Origin of the sequence: Arthrobacter sp. AG1021 (assembly GCF_003633665.1) — a bacterium.
Lineage (GTDB): Bacteria > Actinomycetota > Actinomycetes > Actinomycetales > Micrococcaceae > Glutamicibacter > Glutamicibacter soli.
In genome coordinates this window covers 1-23,979 of the sequence record NZ_RBLB01000012.1, presented here as the reverse complement: position 1 = coordinate 23,979, position 23,979 = coordinate 1, and the positions used below count along the sequence as shown (strand labels likewise).

The 23,979-nt window shown below is 66.4% G+C and carries 19 protein-coding genes and 1 pseudogene; 10 read left to right on the top strand and 10 right to left on the bottom strand.

The window, feature by feature from the left end:
- Positions 1–93 precede the first annotated feature (93 nt).
- A complete protein-coding gene (locus DFO58_RS17065) occupies positions 94–822 on the bottom strand; it encodes a FadR/GntR family transcriptional regulator (RefSeq protein WP_120991814.1) in 729 nt (242 codons plus the stop codon).
- A 141-nt stretch (positions 823–963) separates the two neighbouring features.
- Between DFO58_RS17065 and DFO58_RS17060 the strand changes: the two genes are divergently transcribed.
- The 8 genes from DFO58_RS17060 to DFO58_RS17025 all read left to right on the top strand — a co-directional run bounded on the left by DFO58_RS17060 (position 964) and on the right by DFO58_RS17025 (position 11,980).
- Positions 964–2,583: an ABC transporter substrate-binding protein gene (locus tag DFO58_RS17060; RefSeq protein ID WP_220668571.1), complete on the top strand. Its 1,620-nt coding sequence runs from the start codon at positions 964–966 to the stop codon at positions 2,581–2,583.
- A 115-nt stretch (positions 2,584–2,698) separates the two neighbouring features.
- Entirely contained in the window at positions 2,699–3,655 is a 957-nt protein-coding gene (locus tag DFO58_RS17055; protein WP_183043247.1) for an ABC transporter permease, read from the top strand.
- A 12-nt stretch (positions 3,656–3,667) separates the two neighbouring features.
- The gene (locus tag DFO58_RS17050) at positions 3,668–5,686 is read left to right on the top strand and encodes a dipeptide/oligopeptide/nickel ABC transporter permease/ATP-binding protein (protein WP_120991849.1); all 2,019 of its coding nucleotides are present in this window, start codon (positions 3,668–3,670) and stop codon (positions 5,684–5,686) included.
- Positions 5,683–6,489 carry an ABC transporter ATP-binding protein gene (locus DFO58_RS17045; RefSeq protein ID WP_120991813.1) on the top strand — a complete coding sequence of 269 codons (807 nt, stop codon included), beginning with the start codon at positions 5,683–5,685 and terminating at the stop codon, positions 6,487–6,489. Before DFO58_RS17050 ends, DFO58_RS17045 begins: the two co-directional genes overlap by 4 nt.
- Before the next feature lie 74 nt (positions 6,490–6,563).
- Complete coding sequence (locus DFO58_RS17040) at positions 6,564–7,505, top strand: dihydrodipicolinate synthase family protein (protein WP_120991812.1); 942 nt, start codon at positions 6,564–6,566, stop codon at positions 7,503–7,505.
- 11 nt (positions 7,506–7,516) lie between these two features.
- A complete protein-coding gene (locus tag DFO58_RS17035; RefSeq protein ID WP_120991811.1) occupies positions 7,517–8,464 on the top strand; it encodes an ROK family protein in 948 nt (315 codons plus the stop codon).
- The gene (locus DFO58_RS17030; protein ID WP_120991810.1) at positions 8,464–9,153 is read left to right on the top strand and encodes an N-acetylmannosamine-6-phosphate 2-epimerase; all 690 of its coding nucleotides are present in this window, start codon (positions 8,464–8,466) and stop codon (positions 9,151–9,153) included. Before DFO58_RS17035 ends, DFO58_RS17030 begins: the two co-directional genes overlap by 1 nt.
- A 241-nt stretch (positions 9,154–9,394) precedes the next feature.
- Complete coding sequence (locus DFO58_RS17025; RefSeq protein WP_120991809.1) at positions 9,395–11,980, top strand: sialidase family protein; 2,586 nt, start codon at positions 9,395–9,397, stop codon at positions 11,978–11,980.
- A gap of 82 nt (positions 11,981–12,062) precedes the next feature.
- Here the strand turns inward: DFO58_RS17025 and DFO58_RS17020 are convergent, their stop codons facing one another.
- From DFO58_RS17020 to DFO58_RS16985, 8 genes are all read right to left on the bottom strand, one after another.
- On the bottom strand, positions 12,063–12,875 hold the full coding sequence (locus DFO58_RS17020; RefSeq protein ID WP_120991808.1) for an IclR family transcriptional regulator: 813 nt from the start codon (positions 12,873–12,875) through the stop codon (positions 12,063–12,065).
- Between the two features lie 73 nt (positions 12,876–12,948).
- Positions 12,949–14,295, bottom strand: coding sequence for an MFS transporter (locus DFO58_RS17015; protein WP_120991807.1), 1,347 nt, complete (start codon positions 14,293–14,295; stop codon positions 12,949–12,951).
- Between the two features lie 126 nt (positions 14,296–14,421).
- Positions 14,422–14,832, bottom strand: a complete 411-nt coding sequence (locus DFO58_RS17010; protein WP_120991806.1) for a cupin domain-containing protein — start codon at positions 14,830–14,832, stop codon at positions 14,422–14,424.
- A gap of 96 nt (positions 14,833–14,928) precedes the next feature.
- Positions 14,929–16,185, bottom strand: coding sequence for an aminopeptidase P family protein (locus DFO58_RS17005; protein ID WP_120991805.1), 1,257 nt, complete (start codon positions 16,183–16,185; stop codon positions 14,929–14,931).
- Positions 16,186–16,451: 266 nt separating this feature from the next.
- Positions 16,452–18,194 carry a BCCT family transporter gene (locus tag DFO58_RS17000; RefSeq protein ID WP_220668570.1) on the bottom strand — a complete coding sequence of 581 codons (1,743 nt, stop codon included), beginning with the start codon at positions 18,192–18,194 and terminating at the stop codon, positions 16,452–16,454.
- A 1-nt stretch (position 18,195) separates the two neighbouring features.
- Positions 18,196–18,990 carry a creatininase gene (locus DFO58_RS16995; protein WP_120991804.1) on the bottom strand — a complete coding sequence of 265 codons (795 nt, stop codon included), beginning with the start codon at positions 18,988–18,990 and terminating at the stop codon, positions 18,196–18,198.
- A 135-nt stretch (positions 18,991–19,125) separates the two neighbouring features.
- A complete protein-coding gene (locus DFO58_RS16990) occupies positions 19,126–19,605 on the bottom strand; it encodes a nucleoside deaminase (RefSeq protein ID WP_120991803.1) in 480 nt (159 codons plus the stop codon).
- Positions 19,606–19,690: 85 nt separating this feature from the next.
- Positions 19,691–21,265 (bottom strand): cytosine permease, encoded by a 1,575-nt coding sequence (locus DFO58_RS16985; protein WP_286163659.1) that lies wholly within the window; start codon positions 21,263–21,265, stop codon positions 19,691–19,693.
- Between the two features lie 237 nt (positions 21,266–21,502).
- On the opposite strand from DFO58_RS16985, the gene DFO58_RS16980 reads away from it, so the two are divergent.
- Positions 21,503–23,053 (top strand): PucR family transcriptional regulator, encoded by a 1,551-nt coding sequence (locus tag DFO58_RS16980; RefSeq protein WP_120991802.1) that lies wholly within the window; start codon positions 21,503–21,505, stop codon positions 23,051–23,053.
- Here DFO58_RS16980 and DFO58_RS16975 read toward each other — a convergent pair.
- The gene (locus DFO58_RS16975) at positions 23,019–23,678 is read right to left on the bottom strand and encodes a GntR family transcriptional regulator (protein ID WP_120991801.1); all 660 of its coding nucleotides are present in this window, start codon (positions 23,676–23,678) and stop codon (positions 23,019–23,021) included. The two genes, DFO58_RS16980 and DFO58_RS16975, sit on opposite strands and share 35 nt — an antisense overlap.
- A 153-nt stretch (positions 23,679–23,831) precedes the next feature.
- Between DFO58_RS16975 and DFO58_RS16970 the strand changes: the two are divergent.
- A pseudogene (locus DFO58_RS16970) lies at positions 23,832–23,979 on the top strand (serine hydroxymethyltransferase); the annotation flags it as partial.

Below are 23,979 nucleotides of genomic sequence, written 5' to 3'. Positions count from 1 at the left end.
TGGTTCACCGTCATGTCATGGAAAAGGCGAGGTGAAGCGCGAATCGCCGGCAGGGGGAGGAGGGGCGCGCGGGGCTCGGAGCCGCTAGCTTCTTCAGGTCGCCGCGGAACGCTGTTCCAGCAGGGTGCGGATGCCGTCGAAGTGGTGTGCCATCAGCGCTTGGGCGGTCTGGACGTCCTTAGCGATGACCGCATCCAGGATGCGCCGGTGGCCGCGGGCAGTCTCGACCAGTATTTCCTGGTCGTGCGGGAAGTTGCTGATTGAATCGTGGATCGAGTGGTAGGCGTCCCAGAAGACGCCCATCAGGTTGGAGAGCAGCCGGTTGTCCAGCGGTTCGAAGAGGATCTGGTGGAACTGGCGGTCCGCTTCAGTGAATCCCTCGCCGGCGGCGGCGTGCTGCTCCATCTGCTGCACGCAGTCGCCCAAGCGCTGCAGGTGGCTTTCGGTGGCGGAGGCGATGGCGATGCCGATCAGTCCGGTTTCCAGGGCTTGGCGCACGTCAACCAGTTCGCTGGCGCTCTGGCCGTTCTGGCGCAGCGACATCTGGCCGCGGAAGGACAGCGTGTCGTAGAGGGCGCTGAGATTTTCCTCGGCGACGAACATGCCGAAGCCGTGGCGGGTGTCGATGATGCCCTGGGCCTGGAGTACCTTGATCGCCTCGCGCAGGGAGTTGCGTCCGACGCCCAGCTCGGCCATGAGTTCCTGCTCGGTGGGCATGGGATCGCCCGGAGCAAGGTTGCGATCCAGAATGATCCCCGTGATGTCGTTCGTCAGAGCGCGAAGGCGAGATCTGGCGTCGGATCGCCGAGTGGCTGTACTCATATTTCGGGTTTCCTTTCTGGGGGCTTCGGTGCGGAATGTGACGCTGTTGACGAAATTGCGTGATTCCTATTACAGTCTAATCCATAGATCGGACATCCCACGTCCGACGAACAGACATTTTTCTCTCGGAGGTGGAAAACAATGCCGATCAAGGACGTGGCAAACAAATCCATGGAACGTCGAAATTTTCTCAAGATCAGCGGCATGATCGGTGCCGCGGCGGTCTTCTCGTCGACCCTCGCCGCCTGCTCCTCAGGCGACACCGGCACCAGCACCGGCGCTGATGCCGGCGGCGCGGCAGGGTCTCTGGCGCTCACCGCCGGCATCTCCTACGCGCTGTCGACCGGCTTCGACCCGATGACCTCGTCGGGCGCGACCCCGTTCGCCGCCAATATGCACATCTTCGAAGGCCTGGTCGACCTCCACCCGGCAACCCGCGAGCCGTACCTGGCCCTCGCCGCGGCCGATCCGAAGCAGGTCAACGACACCACCTGGGAAGTCGAACTGCGCAAGGACGCGAAGTTCCACAACGGCGAGCCGGTGACCGTGGACGACGTGGTCTACTCCTTCGAGCGCGTGCTGGATGAGAAGAACGCTTCGCTGTTCGCCCAGTTCATCCCGTTCATCAAGTCGGTCAAGGCCAAGGGCGATTCCGCCGTGACCTTCACGCTGAACTACGCCTTCCCGCTGTTCCCGACCCGCATCTCCGTGGTCAAGGTCGTCCCGAAGGCCGTCGCCTCCAAAGATCAGGCAGGCTTCGACGCCAAGCCGATCGGCTCCGGCCCGTACAAGTTCGTCTCGGCGACCAAGGACGACAAGATCGAGTTCGCCAAGTTCGCTGACTACAACGGCAAGTACGCCGCCAAGGCCGACACCATGACCTGGTTCCTGCTCTCGGACGCCGCGGCCCGCGTGACCGCCATGGAGTCCGGCCGCGTCGCAGCCATCGAGGACGTGCCGTACCTGGACGTAGACCGCCTGAAGTCCAAGGTCAACGTCGAGTCCGTGCAGTCCTTCGGGCTGCTGTTCCTGATGTTCAACTGCGAGCAGAAGCCGTTCACCGACGTCCGCGTCCGCCAGGCCCTGCACTACGCGCTGGACACCGAATCGATCATCAAGACCGCGCTGCTGGGCAACGCCAAAGCCGCGACCTCCTACGTGCAGGACACCCATCCGCAGTACGTGAAAGCCGACACCGTCTACACCTACGACCAGGCCAAGGCCGAGTCGCTGCTCAAGGAAGCCGGCGTCACCTCGCTGAACTTCGAGCTGCTGACCACCGACACCTCCTGGGTCAGGGACATCGCCCCGCTGATGCTCGAATCCTGGAACAAGCTGCCAGGCGTCACCGTGACCATGCAGAACCTGCAGTCCGGCGCGCTGTACGCGGATAACGTGGACGCCGGCAAGTTCACCGTGGTGGCCGCCCCGGGCGACCCGTCGGTCTTCGGCAACGACCTGGACCTGTTGCTGTCCTGGTTCTACCGCGGCGACGTCTGGCCGAAGAACCGCTTCCGCTGGACCGGCACCGCCGAGTACAAGGAACTGCAGAAGAACCTTGATGCCGCGGTGAAGGCCAAGGACGAGGCCGGCGCCAAGGCCGCCTGGGCCAAGGCCATCAACCTGGTCGCCGCGCAGGTGCCGCTGTACCCGATCCTGCACCGCCAGCTGCCAACGGCCTGGGACTCGGCCAAGCTCGATGCCTTCCAGCCGCTGCCGACCACCGGAATCTCCTTCGTCGGAGTTGCACCGAAGGGCTAGCGCCTTCCTGCTTCGATGAAGGCCTCGTGCAGGGCGCCGCGTCCGGCCGCACCCGGGTGCGGCGCCCTGCACACCCGCCGAAATATTCTTCCCCAAAACCCAACGGAGTCATTGCGTGGGAAATTTCCTGAACTTGCTGCTGCGCCGCCTGGCGGCGCTGCCGGTGATGATCTTGGGCATCTCGCTGCTGGTGTTCATCATCCTCAAACTCGCCCCCGGCGATGAGGCGACCAGCGCGCTGGGCGAAGGCGCCAGCGCCGAGGCCAAAGAGGCCTACCGCGAGGAGCGCGGCCTGAACGACCCGCTATTCATCCAGTACTTCTCCTTCCTGGGCCGCCTGATCCGCTTGGACTTCGGCGTGACCACTCCGCCGGCCCAGCCGGTCTCCGAGATGATCGCCAAGGCGTTCCCGCTGACCCTGCAGCTGACCTTCCTGGGCGTCATCATCGCCGTGGTCATCTCCCTCATCTTCGGCGTCATCGGCGCGCTGTACCGCGACAAGTGGCCGGACCAGCTGGTGCGCATCTTCTCCATCGCGGCCATTGCCACCCCGTCCTTCTGGCTTGGCATCCTGCTGATCCAGTGGCTGGCCCTGGGTGAGAACCCGCTGTTCCCCTCCGGCGGCGCGGCCCCGGCCGGATCCGGTGCGGGAACCTGGCTGCAGCACATGGCGCTGCCTGCCCTCGCGCTGGCCATCCCGGTCTCCGCCTCGCTGATCCGCGTGGTGCGCACCTCGATGGTGGAGGAGCTGGACCGCGACTATGTCCGCACCGCCATCGGCAACGGAGTGCCGCGCAACGAGGTCATCAGCCGCAACGTGCTGCGCAATGCGCTGGTCACCCCGGTGACCGTGCTGGGCCTGCGCATCGGCTACCTGCTCGGCGGCGCGGTGGTCATCGAAATGATCTTCTCGCTGCCCGGCATGGGCCAGCTGATCATGAACGGCATCACCAACCAGGACACCAACCTGGTCCAGGGCGTGGTGCTGGCCATCGCGATCACCTTCGTGCTGGTGAACATCGTCGTCGACCTGCTCTACCTGCTGATCAACCCGCGTATTAGGACGGTGTAGCAAATGACCATCATGGCACCGCGCAACAAGCTCGTGGCGCGCCTGAGCGACTCGGGCGCCCGCTTCAAGTCACTGACGCTGGGTTCGAAAATCGCCCTGGCCTTCCTGCTGGTCATCGGCATCATCGCGGTCATCGCGCCGCTGATCGCCCCGCACGACCCGCTGGCCACCGGAATCCCCGCCCAGCCGCCCAGCGCCGAGAACCCCTTCGGCACCGACCGCCTGGGCCGCGACATCTTCTCGCGCCTGCTCTACGGCGCCCAGTCCTCACTGCTCGTGGGCCTCGGCTCGGTAGCGCTGGCCCTGCTGGCCGGCGGCCTGCTCGGCTCGCTGGCGGCCACCGGCTCCAAGTGGGCCAACGAGACCATCATGCGCATCATGGACATGCTCATGGCGTTCCCGGGCATCGCCCTGGCCGCCGCGCTGCTGGCTTCGCTGGGCAACACTCTGCCGGTCATCATCATCTCCATCGCCGTGATCTACACCCCGCAGATCGCCCGCGTGGTGCGCGCCAACGTGCTGGCCCAGTGGGGCGAGGACTACGTGCGCGCCGAACGCGTGATCGGCGCCGGACGCTTCTTCATCCTCATCACCCACGTGGTGCGCAACTGCGCCGCCCCGGTGCTGGTGTTCGCCACCGTGATGGTCGCCGACGCGATCATCCTCGAAGCCTCGCTCTCCTTCCTCGGAGCGGGCATCCAGGACCCGGCTCCGAGCTGGGGCAACGTGATCTCCTACGGCCGCACCCTGGTGCTCAACGGCGCCTGGTGGGCCACCACCTTCGCCGGTTTGACCATCCTGCTGACCGTGCTGGCGTTGAACATCCTGGCCGAAGGCATGACCGACGCGCTGGTCAACGTCAAGGGCTCGGCCAAGAAGAAGGCCGCCGGCGAGGAAAAGGCGCAGGTCGCCAAGCAGGCAGCTGACACCGCCGAAGCCGAACGCCTGGAAGCCGAACTCGCCGCGCTGGCGGCCGCCGAGGCCGCGCGCACCGACCGCCTGGTGCTCGACGCGTCCTCCGGGACCCCGCGCACCATCCTCGAGGTCAAGAACCTGTCCATCCGCTTCCCGGAACGCTACGAGGACACCCCGATCGTGCAGAACGTGTCATTCTCGGTGCGCGAGGGCGAGACCATGGCGCTGGTCGGGGAATCCGGCTGCGGCAAGTCCATCACCTCGCTGGCCATCATGGGCCTGCTGGGCCCCAGCGCCAAGTTGTCGGGCTCCATCACCTTCGAGGGCCGCGAGCTGCTGCCGGCCACCGCCGACGGCGGAACCCTGGCCGGGGACGACAAGGTCTACAAGGGCCTGCGCGGCGAGCAGATCGCCATGGTCTACCAGGATGCGCTGTCTAGCCTGAACCCCTCGATGCTCGTGGGCGACCAGCTGCGCCAGCTGACCCGCCGCGGCGGGCGCAAGAGCCCCGAGGAGCTGCTGACCCTGGTGAAGCTGGATGCGGCGCGGACCATGAAGTCCTACCCGCACGAGCTCTCCGGCGGACAGCGCCAGCGTGTGCTGATCGCCATGGCCCTCTCGCGCAGCCCCAAGCTGGTGGTCTGCGACGAGCCGACCACCGCGCTGGACGTCACCGTGCAGAAGCAGGTCGTGGACCTGCTCAACGAGCTGCGCGAGCAGCTAGGCTTCGCGATGGTCTTCGTCTCCCACGACCTGGCCTTGGTGGCCTCGCTGGCGCACCGTGTCACCGTGATGTACGCCGGACAGGTGGTCGAATCCGGGCCGATCAGCGACGTGCTGATCGCCCCGCACCACGAATACACCCGCGGCCTGCTTGGCGCGGTGCTCTCCATCGAGTCGCAGGCCGACCGCCTGCACCAGATCCCCGGCACGGTCCCCAGCCCGTACGACTTCGCCGACGGCGACCGCTTCGCCGAGCGCTCCCAGCGCCCGGATGCCGACCCGGATGCGCACCTGGCCTTCGTGCCGGTGTCCGCCGGCAGCGAGCACCGCTGGGCAAGCCACCGCGGCGCGGGCGACACCCCGGTTGCAGAACAGTCAGGAGCAGCGCGATGAGTAACACCGTGCAGAGTCCGGTCATCGAACTCAAGGACATCCACGTGCACCACAAGATCCGCGGCGGCAAGCTCTTCTCGCCGCGGCTGGTCAAGGCAGTGAACGGCGTGGACTTCACGGTTAGCCGCGGCGAGACCGTGGGCATCGTGGGCGAGTCCGGCTGCGGCAAGTCCACCCTGGCCTCCGTGCTGGTCGGCCTGCAGGAGCCAACCAGCGGCACCGTCCTGTTCCAGGGCGAGCCGGTGGGCCGGCGCAACGCCGCCGCGCGCAAGAGCTTCGGACGCTCGGTCGGCGTGGTCTTCCAGGACCCGTCCACCGCGCTGAACCCGCGCATGAGCATCATGGACACGCTCACCGATCCGCTGCGCGTGCACGGCATCGGCACCGCGGCCAGCCGCCGGGTCAAGGCTCTGGAGCTGCTCTCCGTGGTGGGCCTGCCGCCCTCGGCCGCCTCCGCGCTGCCCAGCCAGGTCTCCGGCGGCCAGCGCCAGCGTGTGGCCATCGCCCGCTCGCTGGCCCTTGAGCCCGAAGTCATCGTCGCGGACGAGCCGACCAGCGCGCTGGACGTCTCAGTGCGCGCACAGGTGCTGAATCTGCTTACCGACCTGAAGGCGCAGCTGAACCTGGGCATGGTGTTCATCTCCCACGACATCCAGACCGTGCGCTACGTTTCGGACCGCATCTGCGTGATGAACGCCGGGCAGATCGTGGAAGAGGGCGACGCGGCGCAGGTCTTCGACACCCCGTCCAACGACTACACCCGCACCCTGCTCGGCGCCGCCCCCGCGCTGCTGGAGCACTAGCCGCCGGCATCCTTGCGGGCACAGAAGAATTCGACCCGGCGTCCGCCGGATCATCAGTAGAAAGAACAAGTTTCGTGGCATTTGCGAACAACCCCAAGTACACCGGCGTCATCCCGCCGGTAGTCACCCCGCGCACCGCCGAGGGCGCCATCGACGTGCCGGGCCTGCGCTCGGTCGTGGAGCACCTGGTTACCGGGGGAGTGACCGGCCTGTTCGTGCTCGGCTCCTCCGGCGAGGTCCCCTACATGACCAACGCCGAACGGGAGCTGGCGCTCTCCACCATCGCCGAGGCCAACAACGGCCGCGTGCCGCTGATCGTCGGCGCCAACGAGCAGACCACGCAGCGCGTCATCGAGGAGGGCCGCCGCATGATCGAGCTCGGCGCCCAGGCGCTGGTGGTCACCACCCCGTACTACGCGCTGTCCAACGCCGCGGAGATCGAGGCGCACTTCCGCATCATCCACGCCGCCCTGGACACCGACATCTTCGCCTACGACGTGCCGGTGCGCACCCACGTGAAGCTGCCGCTGGACGTGGCGATCCGTTTGGCCAAGGACGGGGTCATTGCCGGCGTCAAGGATTCCTCGGGCGATGACGTCTCCTTCCGCCAGCTGCTGCTGGCCACCAGCCACATCGAGGGCTTCTCCGTCTTCACCGGCCACGAGGTCGTCGTGGACGGCGCGCTGCTCGGCGGCGCGCACGGTGTGGTCCCGGGCCTGGGCAACGTTGATCCGGCCGGCTACCGCCGTCTGTTCGACGCCGCCGTGGCCGGCGACTGGGCGCAGGCGGCCAAGGAGCAGGACCGCCTGGCCCGCGTCTTTGACATCGTCTACACTCCGGATTCCTCCCGCGTTTCCGGCGGCGCCGCAGGCCTGGGCGCCTTCAAGACCGCCCTGGTGGAAATGGGCATCATCGCCGGCAACACCATGAGCGCGCCGATGGCCGACCTGAACGACTCCGAGGCCGCCGCCATCCGCGAGATCCTGGCCGAGACCGGCTTGCTGGGCGCCAAGTAGGTCCGCCCGGCATGCAGCACAACCCCCGCGGCGCCGGTGCGGTGATCGCCCTGGACCTGGGCGGCACCAAGATCGCCGGCGCCGTCATGGACCCCCAAGCCGGCATCCTGGCCACGGGCGAACTTCCCACCCCGGCCACCGCCGGCGCCGACGCGGTGCTCGACGCCATGGCCAAACTGGTCGCCGACCTGCGATCCCGGGCCCGGTGCGGCATCGACGGCCTGGGCCTGGGCGCGGCCGGGGTCATCGACCCGGCCACCGCCCGCGTGCTCTCGGCCACCGACACAATTTCCGGCTGGGAGGGCACCGACCTGGCAGGGCAGATGCGCGAGCGCACGGGCCTTGAAACCCGCGCGGTGAACGACGTGCATGCGCACGGGCTGGGCGAAGCCCGGTTCGGCGCGGGCCGCGGCGCCCGCGAGGTGCTGCTGCTGGCCGTGGGCACCGGCATCGGCGGATCCCACCTCATCGACGGGCAGGCACACTCCGGCGCCCACCGCGTGGCTGGGCACATGGGCCACATCGACTCCCCGCTGGCCGCCGGGATCCCGTGCTCCTGCGGGCGCACCGGGCACCTGGAGGCCATCGCCGCCGGGCCTGCAATCCACCGCCACTACCTGCGGCTGGGCGGAAACCCGGACGCAGCAGACACCCGCGCGGTGGCCCAGCTGGCCGAGTCCGGCGACGAACTTGCAGTGACGGCGCTGCGCACCGGAGCCCTGGCCGCGGGCATGGCCGCCGGATCGCTGGCGAACATCCTGGACCCCGAGCTGGTCATCATCTCCGGCGGCATGGCCCATGCCGGACCCGCCTGGTGGCAGTGGCTGCGCGAAGGCTACGCCGTCTCCGCGATCGACTCGCTGCAGGGCACGCAGCTGGTGCCCGCGCAGCTGGGCACCACCGCTGCCTTCTATGGCGCCGCGAGCCTGTTCTGGACCCCCGAAAGGACAACTCCCTGATGCTGCTGACCCCAGCCCAACTTGAAAGCCTGCGGGGCAAACTCATCGTTTCCGCACAGGCCTACCCCGGCGAACCCATGCGGCTGCCGCAGACCATGGCGCAGGTAGCCGCCTCGGCGGTCATCGGCGGCGCGGCCGCGGTGCGCGTGCAGGGGCTCGCGGACATCCAGTTCACCCGTTCCGCGGTGGACGTTCCGGTCATCGGCCTGTTCAAGGACGGGCACGAGGGCGTGTTCATCACGCCCACCGTGCACCATGCGCTGGCAGTGGCGCAGGCCGGGGCGCACATCGTGGCGCTGGACGGCACCCGCCGCGAACGCCCCGATGGCAAGACCCTGGAACAGACCATCCGCGCCGTGCATCAAAACAGCGGCGCGCTGGTCATGGCGGACTGCGGTTCGCTGGGCGACGCGCTGGCCGCGGCCGAGGCCGGAGCCGACCTGATCGGCACCACGCTGGCCGGCTACACCGGCGAACGCGCGAAGACCGAGGGCCCGGACCTGGAGCTGATCTCCCAGATCGCCGGTGCCGGTCTGGACCGCCCGCTGGTGGCCGAGGGACGTATCCACACCCCCACCCAGGCCCGCGCGGCCGTGGACGCCGGCGCCTTCGCGGTGGTCGTGGGCACCGCCATCACCCACCCGGCGACCATCACCTCCTGGTTCGGGGACGCACTAAGAGGCGGCTAGGATTGCGCGCAGCGCACCCTGACCCCCATCCCAGCGGGTGGAGCCCCGCACAGCTCCGCCCGCGGGGGTGTTTTCTCTTTTTAAGCGAATAATGCGATGACTGGTTATGAAATATTCATGATTTAAGATTAAAAGGCTTCTCAAGGTGACGCGGAACACCTAGGCTGGGGTGACATCCTACGTCTGATCTCCGACGAGGGATGGCATCGCAGTGCACCCCCAATGAGAGGAACATGCCCCCATGTCGCAGCCTTCGACCCGTACCCGCCGACGATCCCTTGCCCTGTCGGTGGCAGCATCCCTGCTGGTGCCGCTGTCGCTCGCCGCCCCGGCCCAGGCCTCCGGCTCGCTCAGCGAAGCCAACCCGGCCGCGGCCCCTGGCCAGTTCGAGGAACAGAACCTCGCGCAGGACCGCACCGACGCGAACTTCTTCTACCGCATCCCCGCCCTGGTCCATCTGGGCGACGGCGTCGTGCTGGCCTCCTGGGACGCGCGACCGGGCAGTGCGGCCGATGCGCCGAACCCGAACTCCATCGTCCAGCGCCGCAGCGTCGACAACGGCAAGACCTGGGGTCCGATGACCACCGTGGCCGCCGGCTTCCCCGGCAGCGCCGCCGAAGGCAAGTACGGCTACTCTGATCCGAGTTACATTTTCGACAAGGAATCCGGAAAGGTCTTCAACTTCTTCGTCTATTCCAAGGACCAGGGCTTCCATGGCAGCACCTGGGGCCATGACGACAGCAACCGGCAGGTGATCAGTGCCGCTGTGGTCGAATCCTCGGATGGCGGCGAGACCTGGAGCGCGCCGCGGTTGATCACCGAAGTGGTCAAGCCCGGGGACGGGCCAGTTCCCGGTGCGGTGCGCAGCACCTTCGCCACCTCGGGCGCCGGCATCCAGGTCGCCCGCGGAGACTACAAGGGCCGGCTGATCCAGCAGTACGCCGGCGACGTGGTGCAGGCCAACGGCTCGCGAACCTACCAGGCGTACTCCGTGTACTCGGACGACCACGGGGCCACCTGGCGGCGCGGCGAGTTCACCGGAACCTCCATGGACGAAAACAAAGTGGTCGAGCTTTCCGACGGCAGGATCATGCTCAACTCGCGGGATTCGGCCGGCGGCGGCTTCCGCAAGGTCGCCATCTCCGAGGACGGCGGCCATAGCTACTCCGCCGTGAACCAAGACCGCCAGCTGCCGGACCCGACCAACAACGCGCATCTGACCCAGATGTTCCCCCAGGCGCAGGCCGGCAGCGACGACGCCAGGAAACTGCTGTACACCGGCGCCAACTCGCAGACCGGACGCGAAAACGTGTCGGCCCGGGTGTCCTGCGACGACGGCAAGACCTGGCCGGGACTGCGCACCATCCGCCGCGGCTTCTCCGCCTACTCGGTGGCCACCGCGCTGGATCACGGGCGCTTCGGTGTCTTCTACGAGGGCAATTACACGGACTCGATGCAGTTCGCCGCTTTCGACGAGGAATGGCTCAACTACGTCTGCGCACCGCTGAGCGCCCCGCAACTGAATGCCCAGGCAGGCGCCAACAGCCAGCTGGAAGTCACCATCAGCAACCAGGAGGAGCACGCGATCGAGGGCACGCTGCAGGTTGCCGCGGGCCAGCCCATCAGCTCCGAGCCGTTGCGCGTGGACAGCGTGCCCGCCGGCGGGCAGCGCACGCTCACCCTCCCGGTGGCAGTGTCGGCGCTGGCCAATGGCAAGCACCGTATCCAGCTCGAATTCACCGCCGCGGACGGCACCATGTCGCAGTCGCTCATCGATGCGTCCATCGCCGGCAAGGAAGTCACCGGCCTGAGCGTCGAGGGCGAACGCGCCGACACGGGCCGCGACCTGGGCACCAACCCGTACACGGCCGGGGAGAAGCTTCCCTACACCTTCTCGGTGAAGAACACCGGCAATATCAACCAGTGGGTGGTCCCTACCGAAGGCAACTTCGCGCCCTTCGCCGCGCGCCCGGTCGGTGAGCCGAGCGATGCAGGCAACTGCCGCTACTCCAACCTGGCCGCCGGGGCCTCCTACCGCTGCACCACCCCACGGCACACCGTCACCGCCCAGGAGCTGGCCGACGGCTTCTTCGCCCCGCTGAGCACCTGGACCGCAGGAAAGCTCAGCGACTACCGCGCCGTGGTCAATGACTACCAGGTCAACGGCGGCGAGGTCGACCTGCTCACCCGCCGTCCGGCACTGGATGCGCGGTCCGCGGAGCCGGTCTTCCACGACCTGGACGGGGACGGCTACGCCTCCCAGGGCGACACCGTCAGCTACGAGGTCACCGCCACCAATACCGGCAACGTCCGGCTGACCGGCGTGGCCGGCAACGGCCTGGAGCTCGGTGACCTGGCCGCCGGGGCCAGCGCCACCGGCACCCTCACCCGCCAGCTGGGCGCCGCGGACCTGGAGGCCGGCGTGCTCGCAGCGCAGACCGTGCCGCTGGGAGGTGCCAACGGGTTGAAGCAGGCTGCCACTCAGGTGCGGCTGGCCGAGACCACGCTCACCCTGGCCCCTGCCGGGCAGGCTTCCGCCAAGCCGGGCAAGGCAGTGCTCTCCAGCCAGGGCGAGCCGGGCAGCGATACCTTCGCCATCCGCATGCAGTTGCGCTCGGGAGCGAACGCCACCGAGTTCATCCTCCTGCAGGACGGCAAGGACATCGCGCGCCAGGAGCTGACTGCCGCCACCGGCGGCGTACAACAGGCGCTCGTGGAGGTGCCCGGCCTGTCCAAGGGCAACCACCGTTTCCAGGGCGTGCTGGTCAATGAGGCGGGAAGCAAGAAGACCGCCACCCAGACGGTCAAGGTGGACCGCGCCGGATAGTCCCGGCCGGAACAGCGCCTGAACCCAGAATTTCGGCCCCACCCCCGTCACGGGGTTGGGGCCGAACTTCTTGCCCGGAACACTAGGAGTTGTCCTGGTAGCCCAGCCGTGCGCTGATTCTCCGCGCGGTGCGCACCACCTCGGTGCACAGGCGCTCCAGGTCCTCGGAGGAGATGCGGTAGTACGGGGCGGCCACCATGACGCTGGCGATCACCTCGCCGCGGTGGTCGTAGACCGGGGCTGCCACGCCCACCTCGTCGCGCGAGGTCTCCCCGTAGTTGAACGCGTAGCCGCGGCGCTGCGCCACCTCCAGCCGGGTCAGGTAGTCCTCGGGTGCCATCACCTGGGGTAGCTCGATCTTCCCGGAGTCCAGCAGCCCGCGCACCAGCTCATGCGGCTGGGCGGAGAGGAACACCTGGACGGTGGCACTCAACGCGGTGCGGTAGCGGCTGCCCATGACCGAGGTGTGCTTGACCAGCCGGGTGGAGGGGATCTGCTCCACTGTGACCGACTCCCCGCCGTCCCAGATGGTCAGCGCGGCGCTTTCGTCGGTGCTGTCGCGCAGCTCCTTGAGCAGCGGGTAGGCGACCTGGCGCACGTCCAGGTTGGCCAGCAGCGGACCGGTGATCGCGATCAGCCCCAGGCCGAGCTTGTACTTGCGCGACTGCTCGTCGCGTTCCACGATGCGCTCCTGCTCGAGGGTCGCCAGGATGCGCGAGACGCTGGACTTGTGCAGGCCCACCTCGGCGGCGATCTCGGTGACTCCCAGCAGCGAGCGGTCCACGGTGAAGCAGCGCAGGACATCGATCACGTTGACGATGACCGAGGCCCCGCGGCCCTCGCCGGCACTCTCGGTGCGCGCCTTGGCGGAGCTTTCGTTCTCGATGGTGGTCATTCGGACTCCTGAGGGGTTGTCTTCAACTACAAATCATCCTAGCCGGGTGCGCTAGGCACTCGGCGGACAGTTGCTAGGCCAGCGGCTTGCGGCTGGTTTCCATCGAGCAGGCCACAGCGATCAGCGAGATGACCGCGGCGCCCATCAGGTACCAGCCCGGGGCGAGGAGGTTGCCCGAGGTAGCGATGAGCAGCGTCGCCACGAACGGCGCGGTGCCGCCGAACAGCGCATTCGATAGGTTGAACGAGACCGCGAAGCCCGAGTAGCGAACCTTGGTCGGGAACATTTCGGCAAGGAAACTGGGCAACGTACCGTCGTTCAGGGTCAGCATGCCGCCAAGCAGGACCTGCACCAGGATGATCACCAGGAAGTTGCCGGTGTCCAGTAGCATGAAGGCCGGCACGGTGAACAGCACGAACACGACCGAAGCGCTCATCAGCACCCGCTTGCGCCCGAAGCGGTCCGACAGCATGCCGGTGAGGAAGATGAAGCCGATGTAGGTGGCCAGTGCCACCGTGGTGGCCAGGTAGGAGCGGGTGGCGTCCAGGCCGAGTTCCTCGGAGAGGTAGGTCGGCATGTAGGACAGGATCACGTAGAAGCCCACGGCGTTCAGCAGCACCGCGCCGGCGGCCTGCAACAGCTGGCGCCAGTAGTTGCGGAACAGATCGCGCACCGGGGAGGCTTCCTGCGTCTCGGATTCCTCGGAGGCCTCGAGGAAGGCGGGCGAATCTTCCAGCTTGGTGCGGATGTAGCGGCCGATCAGGCCCATCGGCGCTGCCAGCAGGAACGGAATACGCCAGCCCCAGCTTTCCATCTGCGCCGGCTCCAGCACGCCGGTGAGTACCGCGGCCATCAGCGAACCGAGCAGCAGGCCTGTGGCGGTGCTGGCGGGCACGACCGCGGCGTACAGCCCGCGGCGATTGGCCGGGGCGTATTCGACCAGGAACGCGGAGGCGCCGGCGTATTCGCCGGCCGCGGAGAAGCCCTGGATCAGGCGCAGGCCCAGCAGCAGCAGCGGGGCGCCGAAGCCAATGCTGGCGTAGCCCGGCAGCAGGGCGATGCAGGCGGTGGCGCCGGTCATCAGCAGGATCGACCAGGACAGCGCCTCGCGGCGGCCGATCTTGTCGCCCAGGTGGCCCCAGATGAAGCCGCCCAGCGGACGGACCAGGAAGGAGATGGCGAACACGCCAAAGGTCATCATCAGCGCCAGCTGGCGGTCCTCGGACGGGAAGAAGACCGCGGCGATGGTCACCGCCAGGTAGCCGTACGCGGCATAGTCGAACCACTCAACAAAGTTGCCGATGAAGCTGGCGGCCACGACCTTGCGCCGGGTGGCGCTGTCGATGCTGCGCGGTGCCTGCTGCGGTTCGGAAGAGGTGCGCACCGCGCTGGGTGCCGGTGAATGCTCGGGGGTTGTCATGTGCCACCGCCATTGGTGTCGAAGGAATATTGGTTGCAGTGATTGCAACTTCGTTGCTTAAAGCTATGGGTGATTTGGCTCACGGTCAAGGGTTTTGTGGAATGTGACCGGTGCGTGCGCCGGGGGTCATTTTTCCGCGGTTTTGCGGGCCGCGAGGGCCGCCCGGTGGGAGCCGAAGCCCGATAGGTCGAGTTCTCCCGGCGGCCCCCAGACCACCAGGACGCGTAGCTCCTCCGGGCCGGGATTCACCAGGTCGTGGTCCACCCCGGGCAGGGCCAGTGCGCTGTCGCCGGGGCCCAGGATGCGGGTGTCCTCGCCGATGCGCATGCGTGCGGTGCCGCTGAGCACCTGGTAGAACTCGGTCAGGGCTTCCTCGCCCTCGTGGCGGTGGAATCCCTCGAAGCCGCCGGGCGGGATGCTCCAGGTCTGGATCGCCACCGGTAGCCCGGTGCTGCCGAGGAAGTGGTGGCTGACCTGTAGGGGCGTGCCTTCGTGCATGCAGTAGTCGAACGCCGAGTCATCGCGCCGTTCAAACATGGTGGGTTACTCCTGGGGGTCTGCGGGGGCTTTTAACGCCCCAGTGCCGGGACGCTGAACGGCGTCCCGGCACTGGGGCTTCAGGCCTGCGGGGCCTTAGGCATCGATGATGTTGTTTTCCGGACCGAAGCCGAACTTGGTGATGTTCTCAACGGTGTTGTCCTCGTTGATCACCAGGATGTCGTGCTCGCGGTAGCCGCCGGCGCCCGGCTCGCCATCGGCGACGGTGATCATCGGCTCCATCGAGACGACCATGCCCGGCTGCAGCACGGTGTCGATGTCCTCGCGCAGCTCCAGGCCCGCTTCGCGGCCGTAGTAGTGCGACAGGACGCCGAAGGAGTGGCCGTAGCCGAAGGTGCGGTTGGGCAGCAGGCCGTGGGAGATGTAGATTTCGTTCAGTTCTGCGGCGATGTCCTTGCAGACTGCACCCGGCTTGATCAGCTCCAGGCCGCGCTTGTGCACCTCGACGTTGATGTTCCACAGCTCCAGGCTGCGGGCATCCGGCTCGCCCAGGAACAGGGTGCGCTCCAGTGCGGTGTAGTAGCCGGAGGTCATCGGGAAGCAGTTCAGCGACAGGATGTCGCCGCGCTCCAGCTTGCGGGTGGTGGCCCAGTTGTGGGCGCCGTCGGTGTTGATGCCGGACTGGAACCAGACCCAGGTGTCGCGCACTTCGCGGTGCGGGAAGGTCTTGGCGATCTCGTGGACCATGGCCTCGGTGCCGATCAGCGCGACCTCGTACTCGGTGATGCCCTCGCGGATCGCTGCCTTGATGGCCTCGCCGCCCAGGTCGCCGATGCGTGCGCCGTGCTTGATGACCTCGATCTCCTCGGCGGACTTGATCATGCGCTGGCGCATGGCGTCCTGCGAGACGTCGACCAGCTCGGCGCCGTCGAAGGCGGCGGCGATCTTCTCGCGGGTCAGGCCCGGCAGGAAGTCGTCCTCGACGCCGATGCGGCGGGCCTTGACGCCATCGCGGCGCAGGGCCTCCTGCAGGCCGAAGTAGAAGTTGTCACGACGCCAGTCGGTGTACACGATGTTGTCGCCGTAGCTGGTGCGCCATGGCATGCCGGCGTCGATGTTGGCGGTGATGGTGGTGGTGTTGTTCGCGGTGACCACCAGCGCGTAGTTGCGGCCGAAGGTGGTGTAGAGGAAGTCCGAGTAGTACTTGATGCCGTGGTAGCTGGTCAGGATCGCGGCGTCCAGGTTCTTGGCGGCCATGATCTGGCGCAGGCCGGTCAGGCGGCGCTCGAACTCGGCGTCCGAGAAGGTCAGCTGCTGCTTGGTGCCGTTGTGCAGGGTCTTCAGGCGCTCCAGCTCGGAGACGTTGGTTGCGTTGTTTGCGGTAGTGGTCATGTCGAAATCTCCTGGAGTCTAGGGCTCAAATAGAGCTTGAAGAAGAAAAGTGGTCAGCGCTTTCAGTCAACTTATTCACATCCAAGTTGCATTGTCTGCAACGCTGTTGCACTTAGACTATTTGTGGTTCACGTCACTGTCAAGGGCTGCAGGAAAAGAATTTTCGCGGGCACTTCACACGCCGCTCCGGCGTCATCCGCGGGGATTAAATACGACACCGGGGCCGCCAACCTTTCGGCGGCGACCCCGGTGTCGTTGAAGCGCGGTTACTGCTCCATTGAGCCGCGGTCCTGCGGGGCGCGTAATGCCTGGGTCCCATCGGGATCCGGGACGAAGGTCAGCGACGGGTCAGGGTTGTTGATGTCCTTCTCCAGTTGCTTGATCGCCTTGTCTCGCTTGATCAGGCGTCGTATCAGGTTAATGATCATCAGGATGATCACGAAGGAGAACGGGAATGCGCCGATGATGGTGCCGGTCTGCACGGTATCCACCACTGCGGTGCCGCCCAGCGTCAGCAGCACGGTGGCCACGGTGCCGATGCTCAGCACCAGCACGACGCGGAACACCGGGCCGGACTTGTGCGGTGCGGAGACGAACTCGCTCAGGGCGTAGATGCCCGAGTCCAGCGAGGTGACGTAATAGGTCGCCACCAGGATCGTGGCCACCACCATGAGGATGGTGCCCACCCAGGGCAGGTGCTCCAGCATCGCGAACAGCCCGGCCGAGGTATCCTCGCCGACAGCGTTGCTGACCGCGCGGTTGGTCTGGTCGTCGTAGTAGATGGCGCTGGCGCCGATCACTCCAACCCAGATCATCACGATCAGGGTCGGGATGACGGTCACGCCGAGCACGAATTCGCGGATGGTGCGCCCGCGCGAAATCCGTGCGATGAACCCGGCCACGAAGGGGGAGAAGGCGATGACCCAGCACCAAATGAAGACCGTCCACCAGCCGTTCCAGCTGTCCTGCCAGCTGGCCAGCGGGTTCGCGGTGATCCCCGCATCGGTCCACAGGCTCATGTTCACGAAGTTGGCCATGAAGCTGCCGAAGGTCTGCGAGATCATCGAGATGATGTACAGGGTGGGGCCGAAGATCAGCACGCCGGCAACCAGCACGATGCTCAGGATCGAGTTCAGGCTGGAGATGCGAGCCATGCCCTTGCTGATGCCCACGATCGCGGAAATGCAGGTGATGCCGGCGAAGATCGCGATGACCATCAGCCAGATCATGGGGGTCGAGGACAGCCCGGTGAAGGAGGCCAGCCCGGAGGTGAACTGCAGCGCGGCGAAGCCGAAGGAGGTGGCCAGCCCCAGCACGGTGGCGATGATCGCCAGCAGTTCGACGATGACCCCAGCCCCGCGTTGGGACCAGCGCGGCAGGATGTCCACGGTGGCCTCGCGGAAGGTCAGCGTCTTGCCCAGGTTGTGGTGCGAATAGGCCAGGCACACCGCCACGGCGCAGTACATGGCCCAGGCGGTCAGGCCCCAGTGGAAATAGGTCCACACGATGGCTCCCTCGGCCGCGCCCTGCCCATCGGCCGCGGGGATCACCGGGTTCTCGTCACGCAGCATGATCGGCTCGGCGACTGACCAGAAAATCAGCCCGATGCCCTGGCCGCAGGCGAAGAGCATCGAGTACCAGGCGAACTTGCTGTGCTCGGGCTTGGCCTTCGGCCCGCCTAGGCGGATGCGGCCGACCTTGCTGGTGGACAGCCAGATGCACACCGCCACGGTGAACACCGAATATAGGATGAACAGCCAGGTGAAGCGACCGGTGACGAAGGTGCGCAGCTGCGAGATGGTCTCCGCGGCCGCTGCTGGCTGCAGCAGCACCCAGACGAGCACGCCGATGATCAGCGTGGGCGGGATTAGGCGGATGAGCAGGCGGTCCAGCGGCGGGATGTTGCGCCCCATGAAGCGCGGCACCTCCACCGCCGGAGGGGGCAGGTCATTCTTCGCAGTGGTGAGGGGTTCGCGGTTGTCGCGTTGGTCTATGTCGTTGCGGGACATGCTACTTGACCTCCGCCGGCAGCGAGCCGAGGATCAGCTCGGCCTGCAGCGATTCGCTGACCGCGGTGGTGACCGCGTCCAGCAGCAGCCTGCCCTTCTCGGCGCTGGCGCCCACAGCGCTGGACAGGCAGCCGCTGGCCGGGGTCCGTGCCGGGTCCTCGGGGAAGATATCGTATGGGGTCAGCTTGGCCGGCGGGTGGTCCACCACGCGCGACATGTCGACCTTCTCCGGGTGCAGCAGCAGCATTAGCGAGGTTTCCAGCACCCCGCCGTGCTCGATGTCCCAGCCCAGGAACCCATCCGGGAAGACCTTCTGCAAGGTGTCTTCGTTGACGAAGTCCCAGTAGGACAGCAGCACGGCGCGGGATCCGGAGCCGTCGCGCCGCGAGCGGGCCACGGCGTTGTCCAGTCCCTCGTAGATGAACTGGTAGTTCTCGAAGTGCCCGTTGAGCACCACGACGTTCGTGAAGCCCTGGACAATGAAGGAGGAGACCACGTCGTCGACCATTCCGGTTAGCGCTGCGGCGCCCAGGCTGGTGGTTCCGATGCGGTGGTTGCCGCCGCCGGAGCGCGGCTGGGACTTGTAGCCGTAGGAGAAGACCGGGGCCACCAGGGCGCCGATCTTTTCTGCGATCTGGCCGGCGATGGCCCGGGACAGCATGGCATCCACGCCCAGCGGCATGTGCGGGCCATGCTGCTCGGTGGCGCCGGTGGGAATGATGACCGTCGAGCCCTCTTGGGCGACTCGGGCGGCGAAGGTCTCGGCGTCAAGATCTTCAAGGAAAATGGCGGGCACTGGGCTCTCCTCGGTGATGGCGGCCGAAGGCCGCGGGAACTATTTACGCGGGGACGCAGCGTTGTGTTGCGTCCAGTGCAACAGGGTTGTGCAAAATCTTGCCAGTGACACCAGTCACAGTCAAGGGGTTGGTGCTCAGCTGCGCGGCTCGACCCGCGTTGGAGCCTCCTCGGCGATATCCTCGTGCCAGAGCGCCGGCTGCTCGCGGATGAAGCGTTCCATCAGCCCCGTGGCTTCCGGGTCATCCAAGACCAACACCTGGATGCCGCGCTGGCGCAGCCAGTCCAGCTCGCCAGGGAAATTCTCGGCCTCTCCGATCACGACCCGAGGGATCTTGAACTGCACGATGGCCCCGGAGCACAGGTCGCAGGGGGCCAGGGTGGTGTAGAGCGTGGTGTCGCGGTAGTCCGCGCGACGCCCGGCGGCACGCAGCGCGTCAATCTCGGCGTGCGCGGTCGGATCCGCCTGCTGCACGCGGCGGTTGTGACCCGCGGCGATGACTCCCCGGGAGTCGGCGAGCGATGAGCCGATCGGGACCCCACCCTCAGCTGCGCCGGCACGGGCAGCGTCCAGCGCCGCGCGGTAGCCTTCGTGGTCGATGCTCGTCAGGTTCATGGGTTGTCCTTTTCGGTGGGTGCGCCACGGCGCCGATCCCGAGAACTCGGGGTCGGCGCCATGGAATGGGGATTATTGATTGGGTTCAACTGTCGACGGTGGCCTTGGTGGACTCCGTGGCACCCGGGGCCTCTGGCCGGTTCACCGGCGGGGCCGCGGCATCCGGGGCCTGGGCGGTGCCCAGGTCGTAACGCTGTTCGAGGCGCAGGTCCTCGGCGCTGCCGAACTCCTTGAGGAATTCACCCTCGGATAGGTCCATCTTCAGCCCCAGCGGGACCCCGGCGTTGATGCGGGCGCGGAAGCGTGGGTAGCCCAGGGCGAAGTAGACCGCGGCGCTGGTCAGCGTGCCGCCCAGCCAGGAGAAGTCGATGCCTCCCACGGCGCTGGCGATCGGGCCCTGCAGTGCGGGAACCGAGCCGTACATGCACATCCACGTCATCACGATGCCGGCGGCGAACGCGATGAATGCCGACCAGTTGACCGATTTCAGGCGCGAGGACTTCGGATCGAGGAACAGGTAGGAGAAGTCCTTGTGCTTGCGCTCGAAGATGAAGTAGTGCACCGCCATGATGCCGCCCCAGGTGGCGACCCAGGCTGCGATGGAGGCGATGAAGTTGTGCAGCAGTTCGGCGAAGTCGTGCGCGTAGAGGAAGGCGATGACCGCACCCATGGCCAGCACGCCGACCAGGATGGAGATCTTCTTGCGCGAGACCTCGATGTCCAGGGCCTGGACCGCCACGCCGAAGGTGTACATGTTAATGATATTGGTGGCGATCGGTCCGTGGATGACCAGCAGGATCACCGGGATGGACAGGGCGCCGAAGCTCTCGACGACCAGCTCGCCCGGATCGGCGGTGCCGTGCTTGGTTGCCAGCGAGGCACCCAGTACGCCGAGCCAGACCACCGGCAGGAACTGACCGAGCACCGAGACGATGTACAGCTTGTGCGGCTTGATGCTCTTGGAGACAAAGCGCGAGTAGTCGGGTGCGTAGGTGAACCAGCCGATGCCCCAGCCGATGCCGATGGCGGTCATGATCGAGCTCATGGCGGCAATGCGCGGCATGCCGGTCAGCACGGCGCCTTCCGGGCCTGCGTAGCTCCAGTCGATGTCCAGCTGCGTCCAGGCGATGATCGACATGGCAACCAGTACGATCACGGTCGGCGGCATGGTCAGGCGTTCGAAACGCGAGATGGCGCGGTAGCCGCGGTAGCAGATGATGACCTGCAGGGTCATGATGACCGCAGCAACGGCGATGCGAATGAGCATGTTTTCCTGCTCCGGGTCGACCCATCCGATCTTGCCGAAGAGTGCCAGCACCAGGTCGAGGATGACCCAGGTGTTGATGGCCGACCAGCCGATGGCGATGACCGCCTGGATGGCTGCCGGCAGGTAGGCGCCGCGGCGGCCGAAGGCTCCGCGGGCGAGCAGCATGCCGGTCGCGCCGGTCTTCTGTCCGAGCAGGACGAAGCAGCCGAAGCCGAGCATGCCGATGACGTTGCCGATGACCAGAACGGTGATGGTGTCGGCGAAGCCCAGGCCCAATTGGATGCCCAGTGCTCCGAGGATCCAGTTGATCGGGGCGACGTTGGCGCCGGCCCAGATCCAGAACTGTCCGGACAGCTTGGTGGTGCGTACCGATTCGGGAATTGGCTGGAGCATGTCCTCAACTTCATGGGTTGCCTCTTCGGAACCCTTGGGACTTTGCACGTCCATGTCTCCTCATTCCATGCCGCAGCGAGTTTGCGGCTACCTAGTGGTTAGTGGATCGCTACAAAGCCTAGGGATTGAATGTGATCGGCGATACACTCATATCGTCGTATTTTGTCATCAAAAAGGTGACAAAATGACACCTACTTCATCGAATCAAGTTTCTGACCTGCAGTTTTAGAGGTATTCATGCTCGTATCACTGGGCTCAATTATTAACGAGCCGTTATTCCGCAGCGCCCGTCCGAAGCTGCTTGCCGGCGCCGCAAAAGTCGCGGAATCCCAGGTCCGCTGGGTGCATCCCAGCGAGGTGGTGCAAATTGCGAGCCTGCTGCACGGCAACGAAATGTTACTGACCACCGGTGAGGCGGTGTTCAAGCTGCGGCCCGAGGCGCAGCACGCCTACCTGCAGTCGCTGGCAGAGCGCGGGGTCGCCGCGCTGGTGCTGGAACCGCTGGTACCCGAGACGCTGATTCCGACCGATTTCATTGCCGAGGCCGACCGGCTGTCACTGCCGCTGTACCGATTGCAATCCACGGTGCCCTTTGTGGAACTGGCGGAGAAGGTGAACCGGCGCATCGTCTCGGACCAGGCCGTCACGCTGCAGCAGGCCGACGAGGTCTCGCAGTACCTGGCCCGGCACATCGCCTCGGTCGGACCCAACCTGCGTCCGCTGCTGGACATGATCGCTCACGCGCTTTCGGTGCGCGCGAGTCTGGTCGACCTGGCCGGCAGGGTGATGTTGGAATCTGCCATGCCGGGCACCGCTGCGTCCGAGGACGAGGGCGTCGAGGTGGCCACGGACCTGTTCGTCGGCAGCGATGTGGCCGCGCAGCTGGTCCTGCGCAGCGGCGGGGGGTTCACGCGCGAGCGCCTAGAGGTGATCGCGGACCGGCTGGGCAGTATCGTGGGGCTGGCCTATGCGCAGCATTACCGCCCCAGCGCGGTGCAGCTGGCCACCACCTCGCTGCTCCAGGCGGTGGTGAATGGCGCGGGGGAGAACTACGTCGTGGAATTGGCGCACCAGGCGCAGTTGGATGTCGAGATGCCGGTATGCCTGATGGTGTTCCAGAGTTACGACATGTCGCGCATCAGGGCCAGCATGGAGCGCGTGCTGCGCCAGCATGTGCCGGCAATCCGCACCTACCTGGAGGGAAGCCGGCTCTATGCGCTGCAGGTCCTGGCCGGCGACGAGCCGCGCGCCACCCGGACGGCGCTGGTCGAAACCCTGCGCAATGCGCTGTCCGGGATCTCCGTCGAATGCTGCGTGGGGCCGGTCGTGGACGGCGTGGGCCGCGCCGCTCGCTCGCTGGAAGAGGCGCTGCAGCTGGAGTCATTTGCCGCGTTGAATCCGGCCGAGGGGCGGGTGCGCGATGCCGGCGACTACGCGCTGGAGCGGCTTGCGGTGAAATTCCCCGACGCCTCGGAACTGGGTGAGTATGTGCGCGAGCAGCTGAACGGGCTGCTGGAGCTGGGCCAGCCGCGCAGCCGACAACTGGTAACCACGTTGCTGACCTGGCTGGACACCGGATGCAATACGACTGCCACCGCCGCCAAGCTGTACCTGGAACGCCAGACGCTGCACAAGCGCCTGGGCAAGATCTTTGCGCTGATCGGAGGCGACCCGCGCGAGGACGGGCGGATCCTGGTTGTGCACCTGGCCTGCCGGATGGCCCTAGGGGTGCCGCGGGGCCATGAGCCGGTCGCTAGAGGACTGCGCGCACCGTCTGCTCGAAGCTGACCACATGCTCGGCGGCCAGGCGCGAAGCCTCCAGGTCGTCGCCCTCCAGGATGAGCCGGATGAGCGTGGCGTGCTCTGAAATGTGCTCGTGGATATCGGGCAGCCGGTCCAGCACCATGCACCAGATCCGGGTGGCCAGATTGTCCAGCCGGACCAGCGTTTCCTCCAGGTGGTGGTTCTGCGTCGCCCGGTAGATCAGGCGGTGCACCTCCAGGTCGTATTCCATCAGTTCGCGGCGGTTCCCCTTGGGGTCCAGCGACAAGATGGCCTGCATGGTGCGTTCCAGCTCGGTGCGGTGGATGCCTCCGCGGTTCTCCGCCGCCTTGCGCGAGGCCAGCGGCTCAAGCACCATGCGCATCTCCGAGATGGCCGCCAGCTCGGTGATGTCCACGTTGGTGACGAAGGTTCCGCGGCGCGGGTAGGAAACCACGAGGTGGTCCACCTCAAGGCGCTTGAGCGCCTCGCGGATGGGCGTGCGTCCCATGCCCAGGTCCGCTGCCAATGCCGCCTCGTTAATTGGATCGCCGGGGCCGATGTCCATCATGATCAGCCGGTCTCGCAGGACGCGATACGAGCGTTCCGCCATGGACTCGCTGCCAGCTATCAGTTCGGTCGTGCTTGTCATTCCCATGCTCCCTTCGTTTCAATTCTGCCCCGATATGAAGCCGGGGAGAAATATTTTGGTCGACCCGTTGACGCGCTGTGAGTTAGATCATACGCTAGTGTTCAAACATTGATATATCAACCGTCGGCAATTCGTACATTTAGGGAGAATGCTTTGCTTCACACCCAATCACTTGTCGTAGATTCACTGACCGAGTCCCTTGCTTCGCTGGATCCGGAGGTGGCGCAGCGGATCGATGCTGAGCTGGCCCGCCAGCAGCGCGGCCTGGAAATGATCGCCTCGGAAAACCACACGGCCCAGG